18 protein-coding genes and 3 tRNA genes are annotated in these 18,332 nt (G+C 62.3%); 14 read left to right on the top strand and 7 right to left on the bottom strand.

Features of this window, described 5'->3' with window-relative positions:
- The first annotated feature begins 49 nt into the window (after positions 1 to 49).
- Positions 50 to 3,490, top strand: a complete 3,441-nt coding sequence (locus MHM97_RS17990; protein ID WP_239324010.1) for a pyruvate carboxylase — start codon at positions 50 to 52, stop codon at positions 3,488 to 3,490.
- Positions 3,491 to 3,623: 133 nt separating this feature from the next.
- On the opposite strand, the gene MHM97_RS17985 is transcribed toward MHM97_RS17990, so the two are convergent.
- On the bottom strand, positions 3,624 to 4,118 hold the full coding sequence (locus tag MHM97_RS17985) for a GNAT family N-acetyltransferase (RefSeq protein ID WP_239323999.1): 495 nt from the start codon (positions 4,116 to 4,118) through the stop codon (positions 3,624 to 3,626).
- A 297-nt stretch (positions 4,119 to 4,415) separates the two neighbouring features.
- Between MHM97_RS17985 and MHM97_RS17980 the strand changes: the two genes are divergently transcribed.
- Entirely contained in the window at positions 4,416 to 5,990 is a 1,575-nt protein-coding gene (locus tag MHM97_RS17980; protein ID WP_239323997.1) for a hypothetical protein, read from the top strand.
- A gap of 79 nt (positions 5,991 to 6,069) precedes the next feature.
- Here the strand turns inward: MHM97_RS17980 and MHM97_RS17975 are convergent, their stop codons facing one another.
- Entirely contained in the window at positions 6,070 to 6,285 is a 216-nt protein-coding gene (locus MHM97_RS17975) for a hypothetical protein (protein WP_239323995.1), read from the bottom strand.
- A 166-nt stretch (positions 6,286 to 6,451) separates the two neighbouring features.
- On the opposite strand from MHM97_RS17975, the gene MHM97_RS17970 reads away from it, so the two are divergent.
- Positions 6,452 to 6,526, top strand: a tRNA-Gly gene (locus MHM97_RS17970).
- A 181-nt stretch (positions 6,527 to 6,707) separates the two neighbouring features.
- Positions 6,708 to 6,782 (top strand) — tRNA-Gly (locus MHM97_RS17965).
- Between the two features lie 178 nt (positions 6,783 to 6,960).
- Here the strand turns inward: MHM97_RS17965 and MHM97_RS22835 are convergent.
- On the bottom strand, positions 6,961 to 8,577 hold the full coding sequence (locus MHM97_RS22835) for a calcium-binding protein (RefSeq protein ID WP_370645758.1): 1,617 nt from the start codon (positions 8,575 to 8,577) through the stop codon (positions 6,961 to 6,963).
- Between the two features lie 346 nt (positions 8,578 to 8,923).
- Between MHM97_RS22835 and MHM97_RS17945 the strand changes: the two genes are divergently transcribed.
- Together MHM97_RS17945 and MHM97_RS17940 are read left to right on the top strand one after the other, a co-directional pair.
- Positions 8,924 to 8,998 (top strand) — tRNA-Gly (locus MHM97_RS17945).
- A gap of 143 nt (positions 8,999 to 9,141) precedes the next feature.
- Positions 9,142 to 10,494 (top strand): aminotransferase, encoded by a 1,353-nt coding sequence (locus MHM97_RS17940; RefSeq protein ID WP_239323993.1) that lies wholly within the window; start codon positions 9,142 to 9,144, stop codon positions 10,492 to 10,494.
- A 146-nt stretch (positions 10,495 to 10,640) separates the two neighbouring features.
- On the opposite strand, the gene MHM97_RS17935 is transcribed toward MHM97_RS17940, so the two are convergent.
- Complete coding sequence (locus MHM97_RS17935; RefSeq protein ID WP_005652398.1) at positions 10,641 to 10,880, bottom strand: Lrp/AsnC family transcriptional regulator; 240 nt, start codon at positions 10,878 to 10,880, stop codon at positions 10,641 to 10,643.
- A gap of 191 nt (positions 10,881 to 11,071) precedes the next feature.
- On the opposite strand from MHM97_RS17935, the gene hisB reads away from it, so the two are divergent.
- Together hisB and hisH are read left to right on the top strand one after the other, a co-directional pair.
- On the top strand, positions 11,072 to 11,659 hold the full coding sequence (gene hisB / locus MHM97_RS17930) for an imidazoleglycerol-phosphate dehydratase HisB (protein ID WP_239323991.1): 588 nt from the start codon (positions 11,072 to 11,074) through the stop codon (positions 11,657 to 11,659).
- A gap of 103 nt (positions 11,660 to 11,762) precedes the next feature.
- The gene (gene hisH / locus MHM97_RS17925; protein ID WP_239323989.1) at positions 11,763 to 12,401 is read left to right on the top strand and encodes an imidazole glycerol phosphate synthase subunit HisH; all 639 of its coding nucleotides are present in this window, start codon (positions 11,763 to 11,765) and stop codon (positions 12,399 to 12,401) included.
- Positions 12,402 to 12,610: 209 nt separating this feature from the next.
- Here hisH and MHM97_RS17920 read toward each other — a convergent pair whose 3' ends face one another.
- Positions 12,611 to 13,345: a helix-turn-helix transcriptional regulator gene (locus MHM97_RS17920; protein ID WP_239323986.1), complete on the bottom strand. Its 735-nt coding sequence runs from the start codon at positions 13,343 to 13,345 to the stop codon at positions 12,611 to 12,613.
- Positions 13,346 to 13,486: 141 nt separating this feature from the next.
- Between MHM97_RS17920 and MHM97_RS17915 the strand changes: the two genes are divergently transcribed.
- The gene (locus tag MHM97_RS17915) at positions 13,487 to 14,023 is read left to right on the top strand and encodes a peroxiredoxin-like family protein (RefSeq protein ID WP_239323984.1); all 537 of its coding nucleotides are present in this window, start codon (positions 13,487 to 13,489) and stop codon (positions 14,021 to 14,023) included.
- A 115-nt stretch (positions 14,024 to 14,138) separates the two neighbouring features.
- The gene (locus tag MHM97_RS17910; protein WP_239323982.1) at positions 14,139 to 14,390 is read left to right on the top strand and encodes a WGR domain-containing protein; all 252 of its coding nucleotides are present in this window, start codon (positions 14,139 to 14,141) and stop codon (positions 14,388 to 14,390) included.
- 28 nt (positions 14,391 to 14,418) lie between these two features.
- On the opposite strand, the gene MHM97_RS17905 is transcribed toward MHM97_RS17910, so the two are convergent.
- Positions 14,419 to 14,808 carry a DUF2147 domain-containing protein gene (locus MHM97_RS17905; protein ID WP_239324143.1) on the bottom strand — a complete coding sequence of 130 codons (390 nt, stop codon included), beginning with the start codon at positions 14,806 to 14,808 and terminating at the stop codon, positions 14,419 to 14,421.
- 185 nt (positions 14,809 to 14,993) lie between these two features.
- Here MHM97_RS17905 and hisA point away from each other — a divergent pair, with 185 nt between their 5' ends.
- Together hisA and MHM97_RS17895 are read left to right on the top strand one after the other, a co-directional pair.
- A complete protein-coding gene (gene hisA, locus MHM97_RS17900; RefSeq protein WP_239324141.1) occupies positions 14,994 to 15,716 on the top strand; it encodes a 1-(5-phosphoribosyl)-5-[(5-phosphoribosylamino)methylideneamino]imidazole-4-carboxamide isomerase in 723 nt (240 codons plus the stop codon).
- Between the two features lie 279 nt (positions 15,717 to 15,995).
- A complete protein-coding gene (locus MHM97_RS17895) occupies positions 15,996 to 16,478 on the top strand; it encodes a DUF2867 domain-containing protein (protein ID WP_239323980.1) in 483 nt (160 codons plus the stop codon).
- Between the two features lie 41 nt (positions 16,479 to 16,519).
- Here MHM97_RS17895 and MHM97_RS17890 read toward each other — a convergent pair whose 3' ends face one another.
- Positions 16,520 to 16,963 carry a DUF302 domain-containing protein gene (locus tag MHM97_RS17890; RefSeq protein WP_239323978.1) on the bottom strand — a complete coding sequence of 148 codons (444 nt, stop codon included), beginning with the start codon at positions 16,961 to 16,963 and terminating at the stop codon, positions 16,520 to 16,522.
- Between the two features lie 205 nt (positions 16,964 to 17,168).
- Between MHM97_RS17890 and hisF the strand changes: the two genes are divergently transcribed.
- Positions 17,169 to 17,930, top strand: a complete 762-nt coding sequence (gene hisF, locus MHM97_RS17885; RefSeq protein WP_039982953.1) for an imidazole glycerol phosphate synthase subunit HisF — start codon at positions 17,169 to 17,171, stop codon at positions 17,928 to 17,930.
- Entirely contained in the window at positions 17,927 to 18,244 is a 318-nt protein-coding gene (locus MHM97_RS17880; RefSeq protein WP_239323975.1) for a phosphoribosyl-ATP diphosphatase, read from the top strand. The genes hisF and MHM97_RS17880 overlap by 4 nt, the downstream gene beginning before the upstream one ends.
- The last annotated feature ends 88 nt before the right edge of the window (positions 18,245 to 18,332 follow it).

The following is an 18,332-nucleotide window of genomic DNA, read 5'->3' as shown; positions in this document are numbered from 1 at the left end:
GTCATACAGCCGTTACCACTTCGCCATCCATCAAGACCCCGGGGGAGAGATGACTGAGTTCAACAAGATCCTGATTGCCAACCGAGGCGAAATCGCCATCCGTGTGATGCGCGCCGCCAACGAGATGGGCAAACGCACCGTGGCCGTCTATGCGGAGGAGGACAAACTGGGCCTGCACCGCTTTAAGGCGGACGAAGCCTATCGCATCGGCGAGGGCCTCGGCCCGGTTGCCGCCTACCTGTCGATCGACGAGATCATTCGCGTTGCCAAGGAATGCGGCGCCGATGCGATCCACCCGGGCTATGGCCTGCTGTCGGAAAACCCCGATTTTGTGGATGCCTGCGCGCGCAACGGCATCACTTTTATCGGCCCCAAGGCCGAGACCATGCGCGCCCTGGGCGACAAGGCCAGCGCCCGCCGCGTGGCGATCGAGGCCGGCGTGCCGGTCATTCCCGCCACCGAGGTGCTCGGCGATGACATGGACGCGATCCGCAAGGAAGCGGCAGAGGTCGGCTATCCCCTGATGCTCAAGGCGAGCTGGGGCGGCGGCGGACGCGGCATGCGCCCGATCCACTCGGACGACGAGCTGGAAGAAAAGGTTCTGGAAGGTCGCCGCGAGGCCGAAGCCGCATTCGGCAATGGCGAAGGGTATCTCGAAAAGATGATCACCCGCGCTCGCCACGTGGAGGTGCAGATCCTTGGCGACAAACACGGCGAGATCTACCACCTGTTTGAGCGCGACTGCTCCGTGCAGCGCCGCAACCAAAAGGTCGTGGAACGCGCGCCCGCGCCCTATCTGACGGATGCGCAACGGGAAGAGATCTGCGATCTGGGCCGCAAGATCTGCCAACATGTGAACTATGAATGTGCGGGCACCGTCGAATTCCTGATGGATATGGAGACCGGCAACTTCTACTTCATCGAGGTGAACCCGCGGGTGCAGGTGGAACACACCGTCACCGAAGAAGTCACCGGCATCGACATCGTGCAGGCGCAGATCCTGATCGCCGAGGGCAAGACGCTGGCAGAGGCCACCGGCAAGGCCAGCCAGGGCGATATCACCCTCAACGGCCACGCGCTGCAAACCCGGGTGACCACCGAGGATCCGCTCAACAACTTCATCCCCGACTATGGCCGCATCACGGCTTATCGCTCGGCCACCGGCATGGGCATCCGTCTGGATGGCGGCACTGCCTATGCGGGCGGGGTGATCACGCGCTATTACGACAGCCTGCTGACCAAGGTGACGGCCAAGGCGCCGACACCGGAAAAGGCCATCGCCCGTATGGACCGCGCGCTGCGCGAATTCCGCGTGCGCGGTGTCAGCACCAACATCGCCTTTGTCGAGAACCTGCTGAAGCATCCGACCTTCCTGTCGAATGAATACACCACCAAGTTCATCGACGAGACGCCGGAGCTGTTCCAGTTCGCCAAGCGCCGCGACCGGGGCACCAAGGTGCTGACCTATATCGCGGATATCTCCGTCAACGGTCACCCGGAAACCGAGGGCCGCGCCGCGCCGCATCCCGACCTGAAGGAGCCACGCGCGCCCAAGGTCGACAAGGGCAACCTGCCCTATGGCACCCGTAACCTGTTGGAACAAAAAGGTGCCAAGGCGGTCGCGGACTGGATGAAGGCGCAGCGGCAGCTGCTGCTCACCGACACCACCATGCGCGATGGGCACCAGTCCCTGCTGGCCACCCGCATGCGCAGCCATGACATGATCAAGGTGGCGCCGGCCTATGCGCAGAACCTCAGCCAGCTGTTCTCGGTCGAGTGCTGGGGCGGGGCGACGTTCGATGTGGCCTATCGCTTCTTGCAGGAATGCCCGTGGCAGCGCCTGCGCGACCTGCGCAACGCGATGCCGAACCTGATGACGCAGATGCTGCTGCGCGGCTCCAACGGGGTGGGGTACACCAACTATCCCGACAATGTGGTGCAGTTCTTCGTCAAGGAAGCCGCCAAGGGCATCGACGTCTTCCGCGTGTTTGACAGCCTCAACTGGGTCGAGAACATGCGCGTCGCCATGGATGCGGTGGTTGAGAGCGGCAAGATCTGCGAAGGCACCATCTGCTATACCGGCGACATCAACGATCCGGCGCGGGCCAAGTATGACGTGAAATACTACGTCGGCATGGCCAAGGAACTGGAGGCCGCGGGCGCGCATGTGCTGGGCCTCAAGGACATGGCCGGCCTGCTGAAGCCGGTCGCCGCGCGTCAGCTGATCAAGGCGCTGAAGGAAGAGGTCGGCCTGCCGATCCACTTCCACACCCATGACACCGCCGGTGTCGCCGTGGCCACCATCCTTGCCGCCGCCGAGGCCGGCGTCGATGCGGTTGACTGCGCCATGGATGCCTTCTCCGGCAATACCTCGCAGGCGACGCTGGGCACCGTGGTCGAGGCCCTGCGCCATACCGACCGCGACACCGGTCTCGACATCGGCGCGGTGCGCGAGATCTCGGACTATTGGGACGATGTGCGCGCCCATTACGCGGCCTTTGAATCCGGCATGCAGGCGCCCTCTTCCGAGGTCTATCTGCACGAGATGCCCGGCGGCCAGTTCACCAACCTCAAGGCACAGGCGCGCAGCCTCGGCCTGGAGGAGCGCTGGCACGAGGTCGCCCAGACCTATGCCGATGTGAACCAGATGTTCGGTGACATCGTCAAAGTGACCCCCTCCTCCAAGGTGGTGGGCGACATGGCGCTGATGATGGTCTCTCAGGGCCTGACCCGCGCGCAGGTCGAAGACCCCAAAACCGACGTCTCCTTCCCCGACTCGGTGGTGGACATGATGCGCGGCAACCTCGGCCAGCCTCCGGGCGGGTTCCCCGAGGGCATCGTCAAGAAGGTGCTGAAGGGCGAGGCGCCCAATCTGGAACGCCCCGGCGCGCATCTGGAGCCTGTCGACATTGAGCACACCCGCGCGGAGCTGTCCAAGGAGCTCGAAGGCTTCAAGGTCGATGACGAGGATCTGAACGGCTATCTGATGTATCCCAAGGTGTTCCTGGATTACATGGGGCGCCACCGCCAGTACGGTCCGGTGCGCGCGCTGCCGACACGGACGTTCTTCTACGGCATGGAGCCGGGTGACGAGATCACCGCCGAGATCGATCCGGGCAAGACGCTGGAAATCCGCCTGCAAGCCATCGGCGAGACCGATGAACAGGGCGAGGTGAAGGTGTTCTTTGAACTGAACGGCCAGCCACGTGTCATCCGGGTGCCCAACCGTCTGGTGAAATCCTCCACCGCGCAGCGCCCCAAGGCCGAGGTCGGCAATGCCAACCACGTCGGCGCGCCGATGCCCGGTGTCGTGGCCTCGATCGGGGTGCAGGTGGGCCAGCAGGTGCACGAGGGCGACCTGTTGCTGACCATCGAGGCGATGAAGATGGAAACCGGCCTGCATGCCGAGCGCGACGCGGTGGTGAAGGCCGTGCACGTCCAGCCCGGCGGTCAGATCGACGCCAAGGACCTGCTGGTCGAGCTGGAGTGATCCACGCCACATGCCAGGATTGAGCCGCAGCTCCCCACCGGGGCTGCGGCTTTTTCATGGGCGCGTCTCAGGTCATCATAGCTGGGGTGTCAGGAGGCCGCGTGTCAGGGGGCCGCTCAGGCTTCCGCGCCGGTCAGGCATCCGCGCCGGTCAGCAGCCTGAATTTGCGAAACTCCGCCCCCTGATACGGCACCATCCCGATCTCCTGCGCGCCCAGGCGCCGCAGCGCGCCGAGGTGGCGGCGGCTGGGGGGCAGCAGGAAGGTCACATAGGGAATGCGCGGGTCTTTCCGGGCAAACTGCAGTGCCTTGTCGGCGATGCGCCGGCCGAGGCCAAACGCATCCGGGCGCAGCACGAGGCCAAAATCCCAGTCGTCGCCTTCTTTCTCGAAGCCACCCCAGCCCACATAGCGCCCTCCGACCACAAAGGCCCAATGCCCCAGCCCGTCCTGCGCCCAACAGCGCTCTTTGCCGGCGACGAATTTCTCGGTGGTGGCGGCATCCCAGCGCACCCCGTCGAGCAGGGGCATATGGTCCCGCAGACGCGGGTCGGACATATGCGCGGTGATCTCCTCCGGCGCGATGTCGGAAAGGCGGTGGAACGCGATCTGCTCTGAACGGTCGGGCATCCGGGGGCTCCTGTGGCGGCTGAAGTCACCGCGGTAGCGCAGTTTGCCTGCGCCGCGGGATCACGGTCCCGCGAGCCCCAGGAGTGCGGCGATTGCGCCACAGATTTCAGCGCTGCCCGCAAGACCCAGGCGGACCGGCGATCGCGACGCGGGCGAACGGGTCAGCATTACTGACCCGACTCCGGGGAAAATTGCCCGGGGCTGCGTCAATTCCCGCCTGTCAAGCTTGCACCTTTTGATCCGTGCCCCAAAACTGTCGCCATTCATTATTGATCTATCTGTTTCCGAGGTTGGCTCATGTCGTCTGCAAAACTTTCCGCTCCGGTGGGCCTGTCGCCCCGTCATAGTTCCGGCGATGAGGTCAAGAACAAGCCCGCCGATGTGCTGCTGGTGCGCCAGATGCTCGAAGCCAACAAGATCGGCCCGCTCGGCACCTCCAAGAAAATGGACGCGGGGCTGTTGAAGGCGATCGCCGCCTTTCAGAAGAAGGCCGGGTTCAAACATCCCGACAAGGTGGTCGATCCCGGCGGGCGCACCTTCAAGATGCTGCTGCCGGGCTACAAGAAGCAGCTCGCCGAAGAGGCCAAGGCCGCCAAGGAGCCGATGGTGGAGGTGAACTTCCGCGGCAAGAAGATCCTCTGCACGCCGAAGGAATTCGAAAGCGTCAAGGCTGATGTGATCAAGCGCCTGACCCCCTATATGAAATCGCTGCTGCGCAACCACGACAACGCGCTGGAAACCTACCGGCACTATCTCGATGTGGCGCAGATGAAGGACGGGGTCCTGGATGCGGTGGCGCAGGCCATCATCCTGCAGGCCGGGTCGGTCGAAATGCCGAAGAACAAGCTCTGCCTGCGGTCGATCTCTGCCAGCGGCAAGCTGGAACGGGCGATGGTGTCCAAGGATCTGAAACTGATCAACGAGGCGCTGCCGGAGGCGGAGAAAGCCATTGGCGCCTTCAACGCCGACTTGCTGCGGTTCCTCAAGGAGTTCACCGGCTCCGCCCAGACCACGGCCACGGTGCTGACGGTGTCCTCGGCGGCCTGTTTTGCGGTGGTGGGCGCCCTGGCAGCGCCGGTGCTGGTCACCGGGGCGGGCATGTCCGCGGGCAGCGCGGCGATCGCCTCCGGCGCCGGGGTCGGCGTGTTGCAAAGCGCCAGCCAGGAGCTGGGCAAACACGCCAGCGGCCAGAAGGTGACGGTCTGGGGCTCGATCCAGTCGATCGTGATCGACGGCACCGTCGGCGGGCTGACCGGTGGCATCGGCAGCAAGATCCCGCTGGGGTTCTGCGACGACGCCGCCAAATGGGTGGCGCCGAAACTGGCCGGCAAGGTGGCCTTCCTCAGCACCAAGCAGATGCAGAAGTTCATCGCCAACTACCTGGCCGGCTCGGGTCAGGAGGTGATCAAGACCGTGCTGGGCGAAGCGGTCAAGGAACTGGGCCGCATCATGAAGAGCGGCAAGGCCCCGACCGAAAAGGAATTCCAGGCGATCGTGACCTCGATCCTCTATTCCGCCCTGCTGGGCGGGCTGGTGAAGAACCTCGGCGGTTTCCAGAAGAAATGGGCCTACAAGAACAAGGAGGTCCTGCAAGGCAAGATCTTCCCGGATCGTCTCGCCAAGATCGCCAAGACAAACGACATCCCCAATACGTTGAAGGCGAAACTCTGGGCGGAGGTGATGAACAAGGTCAGCGACGAAAGCCTCAAGGTCGGCTATGGCGCCATCATTTCGCGCGCCACCGGCAAGGAAAGCGAGGCCCAGATGACCGATATGGCCGCCAAGGCCGCCGCCAAGGACAAGGCGCTGATGTCGCTGGTCGACAAGGAACTGACCAAGGCCCTGAAGAAACACAAGGTGCCGGTCAAGTAGCGCCGCCCCAGAGGACAGCATCAAAACGCCATCGCGCCTTGGGTCCGGTGTCCGTCCTAAGCTGAGGATGACGCGCAGGTTATCCCTGCACATCGGCTCCGACCCGGCCACTCAGGCGCAGATCCGGGGCGGTTGTGGTGGCCTCCGGCTGCACCGGCGCGAGCGGGTCGAGCTGCACCGACGGCGCCTCGGGGATACGCGCCTGCGGCGCACCCTGCCCCGCCTCCTGCGCCACGCCCGCCAGCATCAGGGCGCCCGCCAGGGCCCCTGTCCGCACCGTATCCCAAACGCTCATGTCATCTCTCCCGGCTGTGCCTGCTGTGATCTCCTGTTCCGTGATACGGTCGTAGCGCCCAGATCCGTCGCCGGCGTCTGCACATGAGAAAAATCCGCGCCCAGATGGGATTTGCCCTTGCAGCCCCCGGCGGGGTTTTATAAATCCCGTCTCACCGAATGGCAGCGCGGGCGTAGCTCAGGGGTAGAGCATAACCTTGCCAAGGTTAGGGTCGGGCGTTCGAATCGCCTCGCCCGCTCCATTCGACATCGAAAAGGCCGCTCCGTCGTCGGGGCGGCCTTTCGCATTCCCCCGCCTCCGTGAAACAGCACGCCCTGCCCCGGCGCGACGCGGGTCCTGCCGCAAGAATTTCCGCCAATTCGCATTTTTCCTCTTGCAGCCTTTGGCGGGATTTCATAAACCCCGCTTCACCGAATGGCAGCGCGGGCGTAGCTCAGGGGTAGAGCATAACCTTGCCAAGGTTAGGGTCGGGCGTTCGAATCGCCTCGCCCGCTCCATTCGAATAAAAGCACCGCCCTCTGGGCGGTTTTTTTATGCCACCAGCATACTCACGGTAGCGCCCCACCAAGCGCAACCAAATGCGACACTGCGCCCTCACGGGCCTGTGCGATACCATAGAATTCAGGCTGCGGCGCTGGCGTTGCCGAGTTAAGGGCACACCAGCGCAAATTTGGATCAGCTCAACAAGATGTCATTGGCAGTCAGATCAGCCAGAGTGACCTCTTGCAGAATAATCACATGAGGCACCATCGTACTGCTACCTTCGCTCACGGGTACAGAGGCGTAGATGTACACATCTGTACCGACCTGCTGCGCCAGAGATGCGGACAACTGTTCATAGTCGTCGGCGGAGTCCGAACCGTCAGCATCGAACACCAGGCTGTCTTCTTCGGCATCGAAATCAACAATCGTCGAAACCCCGGCAGCGCCACCAAAATAGAATGTGTCTGCGCCCGCACCACCGTCGAGCACGTTGTTGCCTCCAAATGAGAAAATACTGTCATCGCCTTGACCTGCGTCGACGCTATCGTTTCCGGTGCCACCGTAGATCACATCGTCCAACCATGATCCTTCGATCAGATCATCCCCTGCACCACCCCGGGCTTCGCCGGTAGTTTCATTGGCGTAGTAGTAGCCGCCGATTGTGATATGGTCGTTCCCTTCGCCGCCATACGCGATCGTATTGTTCCCAGAGAACACAATGACGTCGTCACCTGTGCCGCCATAGAGGCGCGTATCATCTACATATGTGGCGGAGATTGTATCATCACCATCGTCGCCGCGAATTGTCGATCCGTCGCCGGAAGTGTAAGCATAATCGTTTCCATCGCCACCAGAAACATCATTCACGCCACTGCGCGCATTAATGGTATCATTGCCGGCACCTCCGATCAGTGTGTCATTGCCCGAAGCGCCCTCGATGTCGTCGTCGCCTGCCCCACCATCAATATAATTTGCACCTATGGGGGTCGAGCCGAACCCCCAGCTCGAGATGGTGTCATTTCCCTCTCCGGCGAAAACAGTATCGTTTCCGCGACCGGCCGAAATTTCATCATCACCGGCACCGCCAAGAATGCTGTCGTGACCGATCCCGCCGTCCAATGTGTCATTCCCAGCGCCCCCATCGAGGCTGTCTTCTCCGATGTCGCCCTGAACAAAATCGTCGCCGTCATGGGCATCGATGATGTCATTGCCGCCCTGACCGATCAGGCTGTCATTGCCTGAACCACCACGGATGCTGTCGCGCCCAAGACCACCAAAGATCGTATCAGCACCGGTGTGTCCGCTTAGGTAATCGTTGCCAGCCCCACCATTGATGAAATCGTCGCCACTATTCCCAAAGACGCGATCATTCCCCTCACCGGAAAAGATACTGTCATGCCCGATGCCACCAGAAATGTCGTCCGCGCCCGAAAGCGACGTGATCTGATCGTTGCCAGAACCACCAGAGAACGTGCTCGCACCGCTGCCACCAAGCAGCGTATCGTCCCCCGAACCACCGTTCAAAGTGTCGACACCTGTGTCAGAGGCATCCTCGCCCGTACCAAAGATGAAGTCGTCGCCAGAACCACCGTCCAGAACATCCGACCCCGAACCGCCAAGCAGCGTGTCATTCCCGGCACCGCCATCAATTTCATCATCGGTACTGGTGCCCGTTATAAGCTCGCCATCTGCAGTGCCGGTGAGTGTTTCACCGTGGTCCATGTTTTGCGCTGTGTCAGCTGCCAATTCCGACTGTAGAACCACGCCAATGTCGCTAGAAAAAGCACTTAAAAAGTCAGTTTTCTTCACGGAAGAGTCTCCTAAACCACCGCCCCGAAAGGGAAGTTTCATTTATATCAAATAGACCTTAGGGGCCATTCGTTGCCTTGCTGAAAAGTCATTCCAACTCACCCAGTCAGAAACGTCCTTAACATAGTTGAGACCAACTCCCTATGCCCAACCCAGGGTCGAGCATAACATCACCGTTTTCCGATGTAGCTTTGGCGCAACCTTCATCAGACGATGCAATCGCCGCGCCCATCCATTCGCGCGCCGTTGGGTGATAAAACGACCCCAAGAAAAGTCTCAATGGATTTCATTTTCCGCTTGCAGCCCCCGGCGGGATTTCATAAACCCCGCTTCACCGAATGGCAGCGCGGGCGTAGCTCAGGGGTAGAGCATAACCTTGCCAAGGTTAGGGTCGGGCGTTCGAATCGCCTCGCCCGCTCCATTCGAAACCGAAAAGGCCGCTCCTCCGGGGCGGCTTTTCGCGTTTCAGGACAGGCACTTGCACTTTTTGATCAAAAGTCTTTGACTGCCGCGCAGCGCCGCGCCAATCCTTGTGACAACCTGAGACAGCAAAGGAATGGCCAGATGTCCTCCGTGATCTACCCGACGACGAATTTCACCGCGACGGAGCAGCTCTGCATCACCCATGGTGAGGGGATCTACGTCTATGACGACAGCGGCAAGGAATACATCGAAGGGCTCGCGGGCCTGTGGTGTACCTCGCTGGGCTATTCCAACACCGAGGTGGTGGAGGCGATCACCGACCAGCTGAACCGCCTGCCCTTCCAGCACACTTTCGGCGGCAAGACCCACGCGCCGGTGATGCAGCTGGCCGATAAGCTCAAGGCGATGGTGCCGGTGGAGGATGCCTATTTCTTTTTTGGCAACTCCGGTTCCGACGCCAATGACAGCCACTACAAGATGCTGCGCTATTACTTCAATGCGATCGGCAAGCCGCAAAAGCGCAAGATCATCACCCGAGAGCGCGGCTACCATGGCGTGACGGTGGCGGCGGGCTCGCTGACCTCCCTGCCCGCCAACCTCGCCCATTTCGACGCGCCCCTTGAGGCACTGTCGATCCTGCGCGCCGATGCGCCGCATTACTACACCGGCCGTCAGGGCAATGAGACCGAGGCGCAATTTGTCGAACGCATCCTGCAAAACCTCGAAGACCAGATCCTCGCCGAGGACCCGGAGACCATCGCCGCGATGATCGTAGAGCCGATCACCGGCGCCTCCGGCGTGATCGTACCCCCCGAAGGCTACTACGAGGGGCTGCAAGCTCTCCTGCGCAAACATGACATCCTGATCTGGGCGGATGAGGTCATCTGTGGCTTTGGTCGCACAGGCGCGGATTTCGGCTGCACCACCATGGAGATCAAACCCGATCTGATGACCTTCGCCAAACAGCTGTCCTCGGCCTATTTCCCGATCTCCGCCTCGGTCATTCCCGGTTGGATGTATAGGGCGATGGTGGATCAGACCAATGAGGTCGGCGTCTTTGGCCACGGCTATACCTACTCCGGCCATCCCGCTGCCTGTGCCGCCGCGCTGAAAACGCTGGAAATCTACGAGCGCGACAAGATCTTTGAGCATGCCGCCGAGGTGGGCGCTTACATGCAAGCGCAGCTGCGCGAGATCTTCACCGATCACCCGCTGGTGGGTGAGGTGCGCGGCAAGGGGCTGATCGCGGCGCTGGAACTGGTCTCCAACAAGACCACCGGCGCCACCATCCCCGGAGGTAAAGGCGGCGCGGCGGCGGTCAAAGCCTGCCAGGACGCGGGCCTGATCCTGCGCGCCGTCGCCGGAAACGCGCTGGCCTTCTGCCCGCCGCTGATCATCACCAAGGCAGAGGTCGACGAGATGCTCAAACGCACCAAGACCGGCGTCGACACCGCTTATGAGGCCTTAAAATCCGAAGGCCTCCTGAACAGCTGAGCCAAAACAAAAGGCGCCCCGACCAAAGCGGGCGCCTTTTCATCTTTTTATAAATATCCCGGAGCGCGAGGCAGCGCCTCGCAACAGGCTTTTCCCACAGGGAAAAGCACAACCTGCGCGCCGCAAGGCGCTCCATTTGGCAACCCTCAGAAGACCTTGAACGTCATCGTCGTCAGCGACCGCTCGATATTGGGGATCTGCAACAGGTGGTCATTGATATATTTGCCCACATCCTCGCCCGAGGGGATGTAGAGCTTCATCAGCAGATCATATTCCCCGCTGGTGGAATAAAGCTCCGAATGGATCTCATGCAGCGCAATGTCCTCGGCCACCTTATAGGTGGTGCCGGGTTTGCAGCGGATCTGGATAAAGACGCAGGTGGACATATCTCGCCTCAGCTTCTGTCAGGTCTGGTTGCCCGGCAACCTCGCATGCAGCGCGAAAAAGGGCAATCCCACCCCTGAGCGCCCCTGATGCGCCACAAAGGCACTGCAGAGGCACAGCAATCCTGCGATCCCCCTTGAGCCTGCGCCGCCCCGCACCCTATAAGCCTAGGCGACAGATTGAGGATTTCACCATGCGCACAGCCCAGGTTTCCCGCTCCACCGCCGAGACGGAGATCTCCGTCTCCGTCAACCTCGACGGCAGCGGCACATATGACAATCAGACCGGCGTTGGCTTTTTTGACCACATGCTGGACCAGCTGTCGCGCCACTCGCTGATCGACATGACCATCCGCGCCAAGGGGGATTATCACATCGACGACCACCACACCGTCGAGGATACCGGTATCGCGCTGGGTCAGGCGCTGGTGCAGGCGCTTGGCGACAAGAAAGGTATCAACCGCTACGGCGAGTGTCACTTGCCGATGGATGACGCACAGGTGCGCGCCGCGCTGGATCTTTCGGCCCGACCTTTCCTTGTGTGGAATGTGGATCTGCCCACGCAAAAAATCGGCACTTTCGACACCGAACTCGTCCGCGAGTTCTTTCAGGCGCTTGCGACCCATGGCGGCATCACCCTGCACGTCGATCAGATCCATGGGGTGAACAGCCACCACATCGCCGAGGCCGCATTCAAGGCCGTGGCCCGCGCGCTGCGCACCGCCGTTGAGGTCGACCCGCGCAAGGCCGACGCCGTGCCCTCCACCAAGGGTGCGCTCTGAGGCGCTTGCGCCGCACTGCTGCCCTGCCCCTTGATCCCGTGCCCCCTGACCCTGTGATGGCTCAAAGCCACCTCGGGGTTCACACCATCCCGAGGACGTTTCCATGCTGACCGCCATCATCGACTATGAATCCGGCAACCTGCACTCCGCCGAAAAAGCGTTTCAGCGCATGGCGGCTGAGGTCGGCGCAGGCGAGGTGGTGGTGACCTCCGACGCCGATGTGGTCGCCCGCGCCGACCGGCTGGTGCTGCCGGGCGACGGGGCCTTTCCTGCCTGCGCGGCAGAATTGCGCGGCCACAAGGGCATTTATGACGCGATGGTCGAGGCCGTGGAGGTCAAGGGCCGCCCCTTCCTCGGGATTTGTGTCGGCATGCAGTTGATGGCCACGACGGGGCACGAGTATTCCGAGACGCCGGGCCTTGGCTGGGTGGGCGGAGACGTGGTGAAGATCACGCCTGCGGATACACGCCTCAAGGTGCCGCATATGGGCTGGAACGATCTGGTGATCGACAACCCCCACCCGGTGTTTGATGGCATCTCGACGGGCGATCACTGCTATTTTGTGCATAGCTATCACTTCCGTGTCGCCAATCCGGCCGAACGGCTGGCGCATGTGGATTACGCCGGGGATGTGACAGCGGTGATCGGGCGCGACACCATGCTCGGCATGCAGTTCCACCCGGAAAAAAGCCAGCATGTCGGGCTCAGGATGATCGGCAACTTCCTCACCTGGACCCCCTGACACCCCGCTCTGATCTGGACGCCTGCCGCCCGAAAGGGCGGCGCGCGCAAGGGGCCCCTGGCCGCTTGCGCGCCACCGGCAAGCCCGCGCGCCCGCCCCATCGAGGGGCCGGCGCGCGGCGTTTGGCCATCACACTCAACAGATGTCAGAACACGCAACACCGGCCATGCGCATAGGGCACGCGCAGGTAGGCCAAACGCAGCCCAGCCTCAGGCCGCGCTCTGCCTCAGGGAGACCGGCGCCACGCCGTAGGCTTTGCGAAAGGCACGGGTAAACCCTTCGGGTGACTCATACGCATAGCGGCGGGCGACAGCCTCAACCCGGTCGCCCCGGAGCAGATCCTGCCGCGCCAGCGTCAACCGCCAACGCCGCAGGTATCCCATCGGCGTCTCGTTCATTTGCGCTGAGAACAGCTCCGAAAACCGCGACAGCGACAACCCCGCCTCCTGCGCCAGATCAGCGGTGGTCCAGACCCGTCCCGGCTCATCATGCATCGATACAATCGCGCGGGCCAGCCGCTGATCCGCAAGCCCTGCCAGCAGGCCCGGCTCTGCGGTGCCCGCCTCGATCAGATGGCGCAGCAGCCGCACCATCAACGCCTGCCCGAGACTGGACAGAACCGATTCCGCCCCGCAGCGATGGGCCTCAAGCTCCTGCCGCATCAGGTCCAGGATCGCGGCCAACTGCGGGGTTTGGGACAACGCCACCTCGACCCGCTGCGGCAATGCCGCCACCAAAGGGTTATGCGCCCCGTCCCAGTCCACCCGCAGCGCAAGGCAGACCGCGCCTGCCGCAGCCTCCGTGACCTGCACTGTGCTGCCGGGTGTAAACAGCAGGGTCTGCCCCCCTGCGCGCCCTGTCAGAACACAGAGATTTGCATGCGGACAGGCCGCGATATCCACCCGCATCCGAAACCGCGAAATAAGACTGGTGAGACGGTCCATCACATCCTCCACATACGCATATCCGGCGCACATCCGGGTTTTAGGTCAGCTTTTTCGGAATTACCAAGCACAAATGCGTGCAATAGAGATGTCACACAGCACACCGACCGCATGTCGGCCGCAAGCATACCGGAGTTGCCCATGCTGATCCCTCGCCAGAAAACCCCTGCCCTGTCGCTGCCTTTGCTGGGCGGCGGCCAGTTCGACCTTGCCTCCGAAGTGTCCGAGCGCGGCACCGTCATCTGTTTCTATCGCGGCCTGCACTGCCCGATCTGCGCCACCTATCTGAAAGAGTTCGAAAAGCGCGCCGCAGATTTTGCCGAACGCGGCGTCAACTGCATCGCCATCAGCTCTGACGACGAGGACCGCACCCGGTTGATGGCAGAAAAGATCGAAGCCAAAAATCTGCGCTTTGCCTATGATCTGCCGCTGAACGTCGCCAAGGACTGGGGGCTTTACATCTCGACGTCGCGCGGCACCACCTCGATCGGCATTGAAGAGCCTGCGCTGTTTTCCGAGCCGGGCCTGTTCATGGTGACGCCGGAACAGACGCTCTATTATGGCTCCGTACAGACCATGCCCTTTGTGCGCCCGCATTTTTCCGAACTGGTGGCAGCGCTGGATTTTGCCATCGCCAACAGCTACCCGGCGCGCGGCGAATACACCGGCAGCGTCTGAGCCCAACCGCTTTTGTCCTGCATCACCGGTCCCCTAAACCCATGTGAGCAATGGACATGGCCTTGGCAACAAGGCATATGGGCCTGACCACTTTCACGGTCAGGCCCACTTCCACTTGTACTTGCGTTTCGAAAAATTCAGCCACCGGGACGGGCAGCATCGCTATCTGGTGCTGAGCCTGACGCCGACGCTGTTCGGCGACTGGTGCGTGGTGCAATCCACCGGCCCGATCGGCCAGCCCGGCGGGCAGGAGCGGCGCAACTACTGCCCCACGCTTGATGAGGCGCAATCGCTGTTCGAGAGCACGCGGGACCGGCAGGTCAAACGGGGCTTTGTGCCGATCCCCGTGCAGATGGGGCTGTTCTGACCCCACCGCATTCAGGTTTGGATGCGCGTTACTTCACCCGCGTCCAGGTCTGTTTCGAACAGATCAGCCCGCCCGCCACGCAACCACGCAGGCGCAGGCTGTCGCCGCTCAGATCCATCTTGCCGATGTAGATCTTGTTGTTGGAGGGCCGCCAGACCTTGCCCTCATAGGCGCCGCCGCCCTGCGGGACCATGTCGATCACCAGCGTCTTTCCGAGGTTCGGAGATTTATACTCGCCGCTGTCGTTGAAGGTGCGCGCAATGGTGCCGCATACGGCACTGCCGCAGGGTTCCATCGCCACATGCGCATAAGAGCCATCATCTGGCTGGGTCTTCCACGTGCCCTCGATCGGGTCGGCGGCAAAGGCGGCGGTCGTCAGTCCAAGCGTCACGGCAAGGGGTGCAATCAGGTGTTTCATGGTCATTCGTCCTCCCTATGGGTTGGAAGTCTGACCGAGGCGCGCGCATTCAGGCAAGATTGACCTCGGGTCGCCCTGCCCCTGCGCCTGCAACGCGCGGTGATGCCGCCCACGTTGCAATTCGCCGCCACCTTGGGCAAAAGGGCAGCCAAAGCACTCTCCCCATGACCAGAAGGGCCCCGCCGATGATCCTCTACCCTGCCATTGACCTCAAGGACGGCCAGGCCGTGCGGCTTCTGCATGGTGACATGGACAAGACCACCGTGTTCAACGACAACCCGGCCGCGCAGGCGCTGGAGTTCGTGGCGGCGGGCTGTGAGTGGCTGCATCTGGTGGATCTGAACGGCGCCTTCGCGGGAGAGCCGGTGAACGCCGCGCCGGTTGAGGAGATCCTGAAGCAGTGTCAGGTGCCTGCGCAGCTTGGCGGTGGCATCCGCGATATGGCCACCATCGAGCGCTGGCTCGACAAGGGGCTGGCGCGGGTGATCCTTGGCACCGTGGCGGTGGAGGACCCCGATCTGGTGCGCGAGGCGGCACGGGCGTTTCCGGGCAAGGTCGCGGTCGGGATCGACGCGCGTGGTGGCAAGGTTGCGACCAAGGGCTGGGCCGAGGAAACCGATGTCGACGTCACCGATCTGGCGAAGTCCTTTGAGGACGCGGGCGTTGCTGCGATCATCTACACCGACATCATGCGCGACGGCGCGATGAAAGGTCCAAACATTGACGCCACCGCCGCGCTGGCCAATGCGGTGTCGATCCCGGTGATCGCCTCTGGCGGCGTCTCCTCGCTTGACGATCTGCGCGCGCTGAAATCCTGCGGCGCGCCGCTCAATGGCGCAATTTCGGGCCGCGCGCTCTATGATGGCGCGATTGATCTCTCTGAGGCGCTGGCGGTCCTCAAGGGCTGATCGCCCCCGCCGCACACGACCGCGCCTGCGGCTGTCTAAACGACCTATCGACGAGGTGTTTCGCTTCGGGCTTTGCCCGAAGCGACCGCGGAGGCGCGTGTCCTGCGGACACGCGCCTCCGCGCCCGGCCCAACGCCGAAAGATCCTCGCCAAAGGCGGGGATTGCATCGGGGGCGGGAGCCTTCCCCTCGCTGGAGAACGCAGCACTCGGTCTGCGGCACCTTGCCCAGTGGCATCACACGCCCGAGCCTGTCACGCTCCCCGGTAAGGAGCCGCGCCATGCCAAAGATCGAGACCAGCCCGCTGCAAAAAACCTCTTCCCTGTGGAGGATGGTTCAACCGGGTGACTTCATCGATGGCTATGCGGTGGAGAGCCCCCTTGGCCCACGGGAGGCGGCGGATATCGGCCTCAGCATGCCCAAATGGGCCAGCGCCCTGCTGGCGTTGCGCAACCTTATCGTGCGCCCTTTGGGCCTCAAGACCGAAGTGAGCGCTACCGGTGAAGGCGCGATTTTTCCGGTCACCTATGAAGATGCGCAGGAGGTGATCCTGGGAACAGATGACACCCACCTGAATTTCCGCATCTGCGTGCGTCAGGAGGCAGGTCGCATTCACATGGCGACTTGGGTGCACCGCAACAATTGGCTGGGGCGGATCTACCTGATGGTGGTGATGCCGTTTCACATCCTGATCGTGCGCGATTCCATGCGCCGGATCGCACGCGCAGACACGCCTGTCGCCTCAGCGCAAACGCCGCACTAACGCAGAGCCCTCACGCCGAGACAGGGTATTCCTCAAACCTGCTACTGCGTTGCGGCCTCAGAGAGTTTTTGCAGCGCCGCAGTCATGCCTGCGATGAATTCAGCGTTGGCTTTGATATCAAGGCCCTCGAACATCATCACCGGGTCCTCATAGGTGAGCCAGACCTTACCCTCGCTGTCCTCATAGGCCAGCGCCTTGAGCGGCAAGAACAGGCCCGCGCGCGCATCAGCCTGCATCGCCGCTGTGCCGATCTTGGGGTTGCCAAAGATCAGCAGTTGCGAGGCGGCAAGCTCCTCGCCAATGCCTTCGGCCCCTTTGGCATGATCGACGCGGGCAAAGACGGTCGCGCCTGCCTTGTCCAGCGCCATTTCGAGCGCATCCAGTGTTGCGGGCACGGAATGGCGGCTTTCGACTTTGACCAGATCCGCAAGGGCGGGCACGGTGCTCATCAGGGCAATCGCGGCAGCGGTTACAAAGGTTTTCATAAGATCTCCTCAATCACAAATGGACGATTTGGCGCAAAATCTGGCGCGCGCCACCGGGCTTCGCCAGTCACAAAGGCGACACGCGCTGAAATCGGCAAAGACCGGCCACCCTCTGCCCCCCTGCCCGGTGCCCACCTCGTGCAATTCGCAAGCCCGCGCGCGATGCCCTCTTTTCCCGCCGCCGGTTCCGGTCCATAAGGCGCATATGCTTAAGACCCGTCTCATTCCCTGTCTCGATGTCGCCGATGGCCGTGTGGTCAAGGGCGTAAATTTTGTCGGCCTGCGTGACGCAGGCGATCCGGTGGAGGCCGCGCGCGCCTATGATGCCGCCGGTGCCGATGAGATCTGTTTCCTCGACATCCACGCGACCCATGAAAATCGCGGCACGATGTTTGACATGGTGCGCCGCACCGCCGAGCAATGCTTTGTGCCGCTCACCGTGGGCGGCGGCGTACGCACCAAGGACGATGTGCGCGCGCTTTTGCTTGCTGGGGCGGACAAGGTCTCGTTCAATTCCGCCGCTGTGGCCAACCCGGATGTGATCCGCGAGGCCGCCGACCAGTTCGGCAGCCAGTGCATCGTCTGCGCCATCGACGCCAAATCCGTCGCCCCCGGCAAATGGGAGATCTTCACCCATGGCGGGCGCCGCGAGACCGGCATCGACGCGGTGGAGTTCGCCCGTCTTGTAACCGCCAAAGGCGCGGGCGAGATCCTGCTGACCTCGATGGATCGCGACGGCACCAAATCGGGTTTCAACCTCGAGATGACCCGCGCGATTTCCGATGCGGTGGATGTGCCGGTGATTGCCTCTGGCGGTGTCGGCACTCTGGATCACCTCGTGGACGGTGTGACCAAAGGGGGCGCCAGCGCGGTCCTGGCTGCCTCGATCTTCCACTTTGGCGAATACACGGTGCAACAGGCCAAAGAACACATGATCGCCAATGGCATCCCGATGAGGCTCCAATGACCCTGCTGCATGACCTCGAACAGACCATTCTGTCGCGCAAGGGCACCGATCCAGACACCAGCTGGACCGCGAAACTCCTGTCCAAGGGGCCGGAGAAATGTGCGGAGAAATTCGGCGAAGAATCCATAGAGGCCATCATCGAGGCGGTGAAAGACGACAAGGCAGGGCTCGCGTCCGAGGGCGCGGATGTGCTCTATCATTTCCTGGTGATGCTGGCCGCGCGCGATGTGGCGCTGGATGATGTGCTCAAGGTTCTGGCCGAGCGTCAGGGCCTGAGCGGCATCGCCGAAAAAGCCGCCCGCCCCAAGGGATAACACCTGTCGGCACGGCGCGACACGGTACAGGACGCCTGCCCACCGATCAGATCGATGGGCAGCGCGCGTTGATCGGTGCCCGGATCAG

Origin of the sequence: Epibacterium sp. Ofav1-8 (assembly GCF_022348185.1) — a bacterium.
GTDB lineage: Bacteria > Pseudomonadota > Alphaproteobacteria > Rhodobacterales > Rhodobacteraceae > Epibacterium.
This window is presented reverse-complemented; position numbering and strand designations above follow the sequence as displayed.

What these genes read in the sequence shown, in the direction of transcription:
- MHM97_RS17990 (WP_239324010.1), top strand. Translation starts at nt 50, where the DNA reads ATGACTGAGTTCAACAAGATCCTGATTGCCAACCGAGGCGAAATCGCC.
- MHM97_RS17985 (WP_239323999.1), bottom strand. Translation starts at nt 4,118, where the DNA reads ATGCCCGACCGTTCAGAGCAGATCGCGTTCCACCGCCTTTCCGACATC.
- MHM97_RS17980 (WP_239323997.1), top strand. Translation starts at nt 4,416, where the DNA reads ATGTCGTCTGCAAAACTTTCCGCTCCGGTGGGCCTGTCGCCCCGTCAT.
- MHM97_RS17975 (WP_239323995.1), bottom strand. Translation starts at nt 6,285, where the DNA reads ATGAGCGTTTGGGATACGGTGCGGACAGGGGCCCTGGCGGGCGCCCTG.
- MHM97_RS17940 (WP_239323993.1), top strand. Translation starts at nt 9,142, where the DNA reads ATGTCCTCCGTGATCTACCCGACGACGAATTTCACCGCGACGGAGCAG.
- MHM97_RS17935 (WP_005652398.1), bottom strand. Translation starts at nt 10,880, where the DNA reads ATGTCCACCTGCGTCTTTATCCAGATCCGCTGCAAACCCGGCACCACC.
- hisB (WP_239323991.1), top strand. Translation starts at nt 11,072, where the DNA reads ATGCGCACAGCCCAGGTTTCCCGCTCCACCGCCGAGACGGAGATCTCC.
- hisH (WP_239323989.1), top strand. Translation starts at nt 11,763, where the DNA reads ATGCTGACCGCCATCATCGACTATGAATCCGGCAACCTGCACTCCGCC.
- MHM97_RS17920 (WP_239323986.1), bottom strand. Translation starts at nt 13,345, where the DNA reads ATGGACCGTCTCACCAGTCTTATTTCGCGGTTTCGGATGCGGGTGGAT.
- MHM97_RS17915 (WP_239323984.1), top strand. Translation starts at nt 13,487, where the DNA reads ATGCTGATCCCTCGCCAGAAAACCCCTGCCCTGTCGCTGCCTTTGCTG.
- MHM97_RS17905 (WP_239324143.1), bottom strand. Translation starts at nt 14,808, where the DNA reads ATGAAACACCTGATTGCACCCCTTGCCGTGACGCTTGGACTGACGACC.
- hisA (WP_239324141.1), top strand. Translation starts at nt 14,994, where the DNA reads ATGATCCTCTACCCTGCCATTGACCTCAAGGACGGCCAGGCCGTGCGG.
- MHM97_RS17895 (WP_239323980.1), top strand. Translation starts at nt 15,996, where the DNA reads ATGCCAAAGATCGAGACCAGCCCGCTGCAAAAAACCTCTTCCCTGTGG.
- MHM97_RS17890 (WP_239323978.1), bottom strand. Translation starts at nt 16,963, where the DNA reads ATGAAAACCTTTGTAACCGCTGCCGCGATTGCCCTGATGAGCACCGTG.
- hisF (WP_039982953.1), top strand. Translation starts at nt 17,169, where the DNA reads ATGCTTAAGACCCGTCTCATTCCCTGTCTCGATGTCGCCGATGGCCGT.
- MHM97_RS17880 (WP_239323975.1), top strand. Translation starts at nt 17,927, where the DNA reads ATGACCCTGCTGCATGACCTCGAACAGACCATTCTGTCGCGCAAGGGC.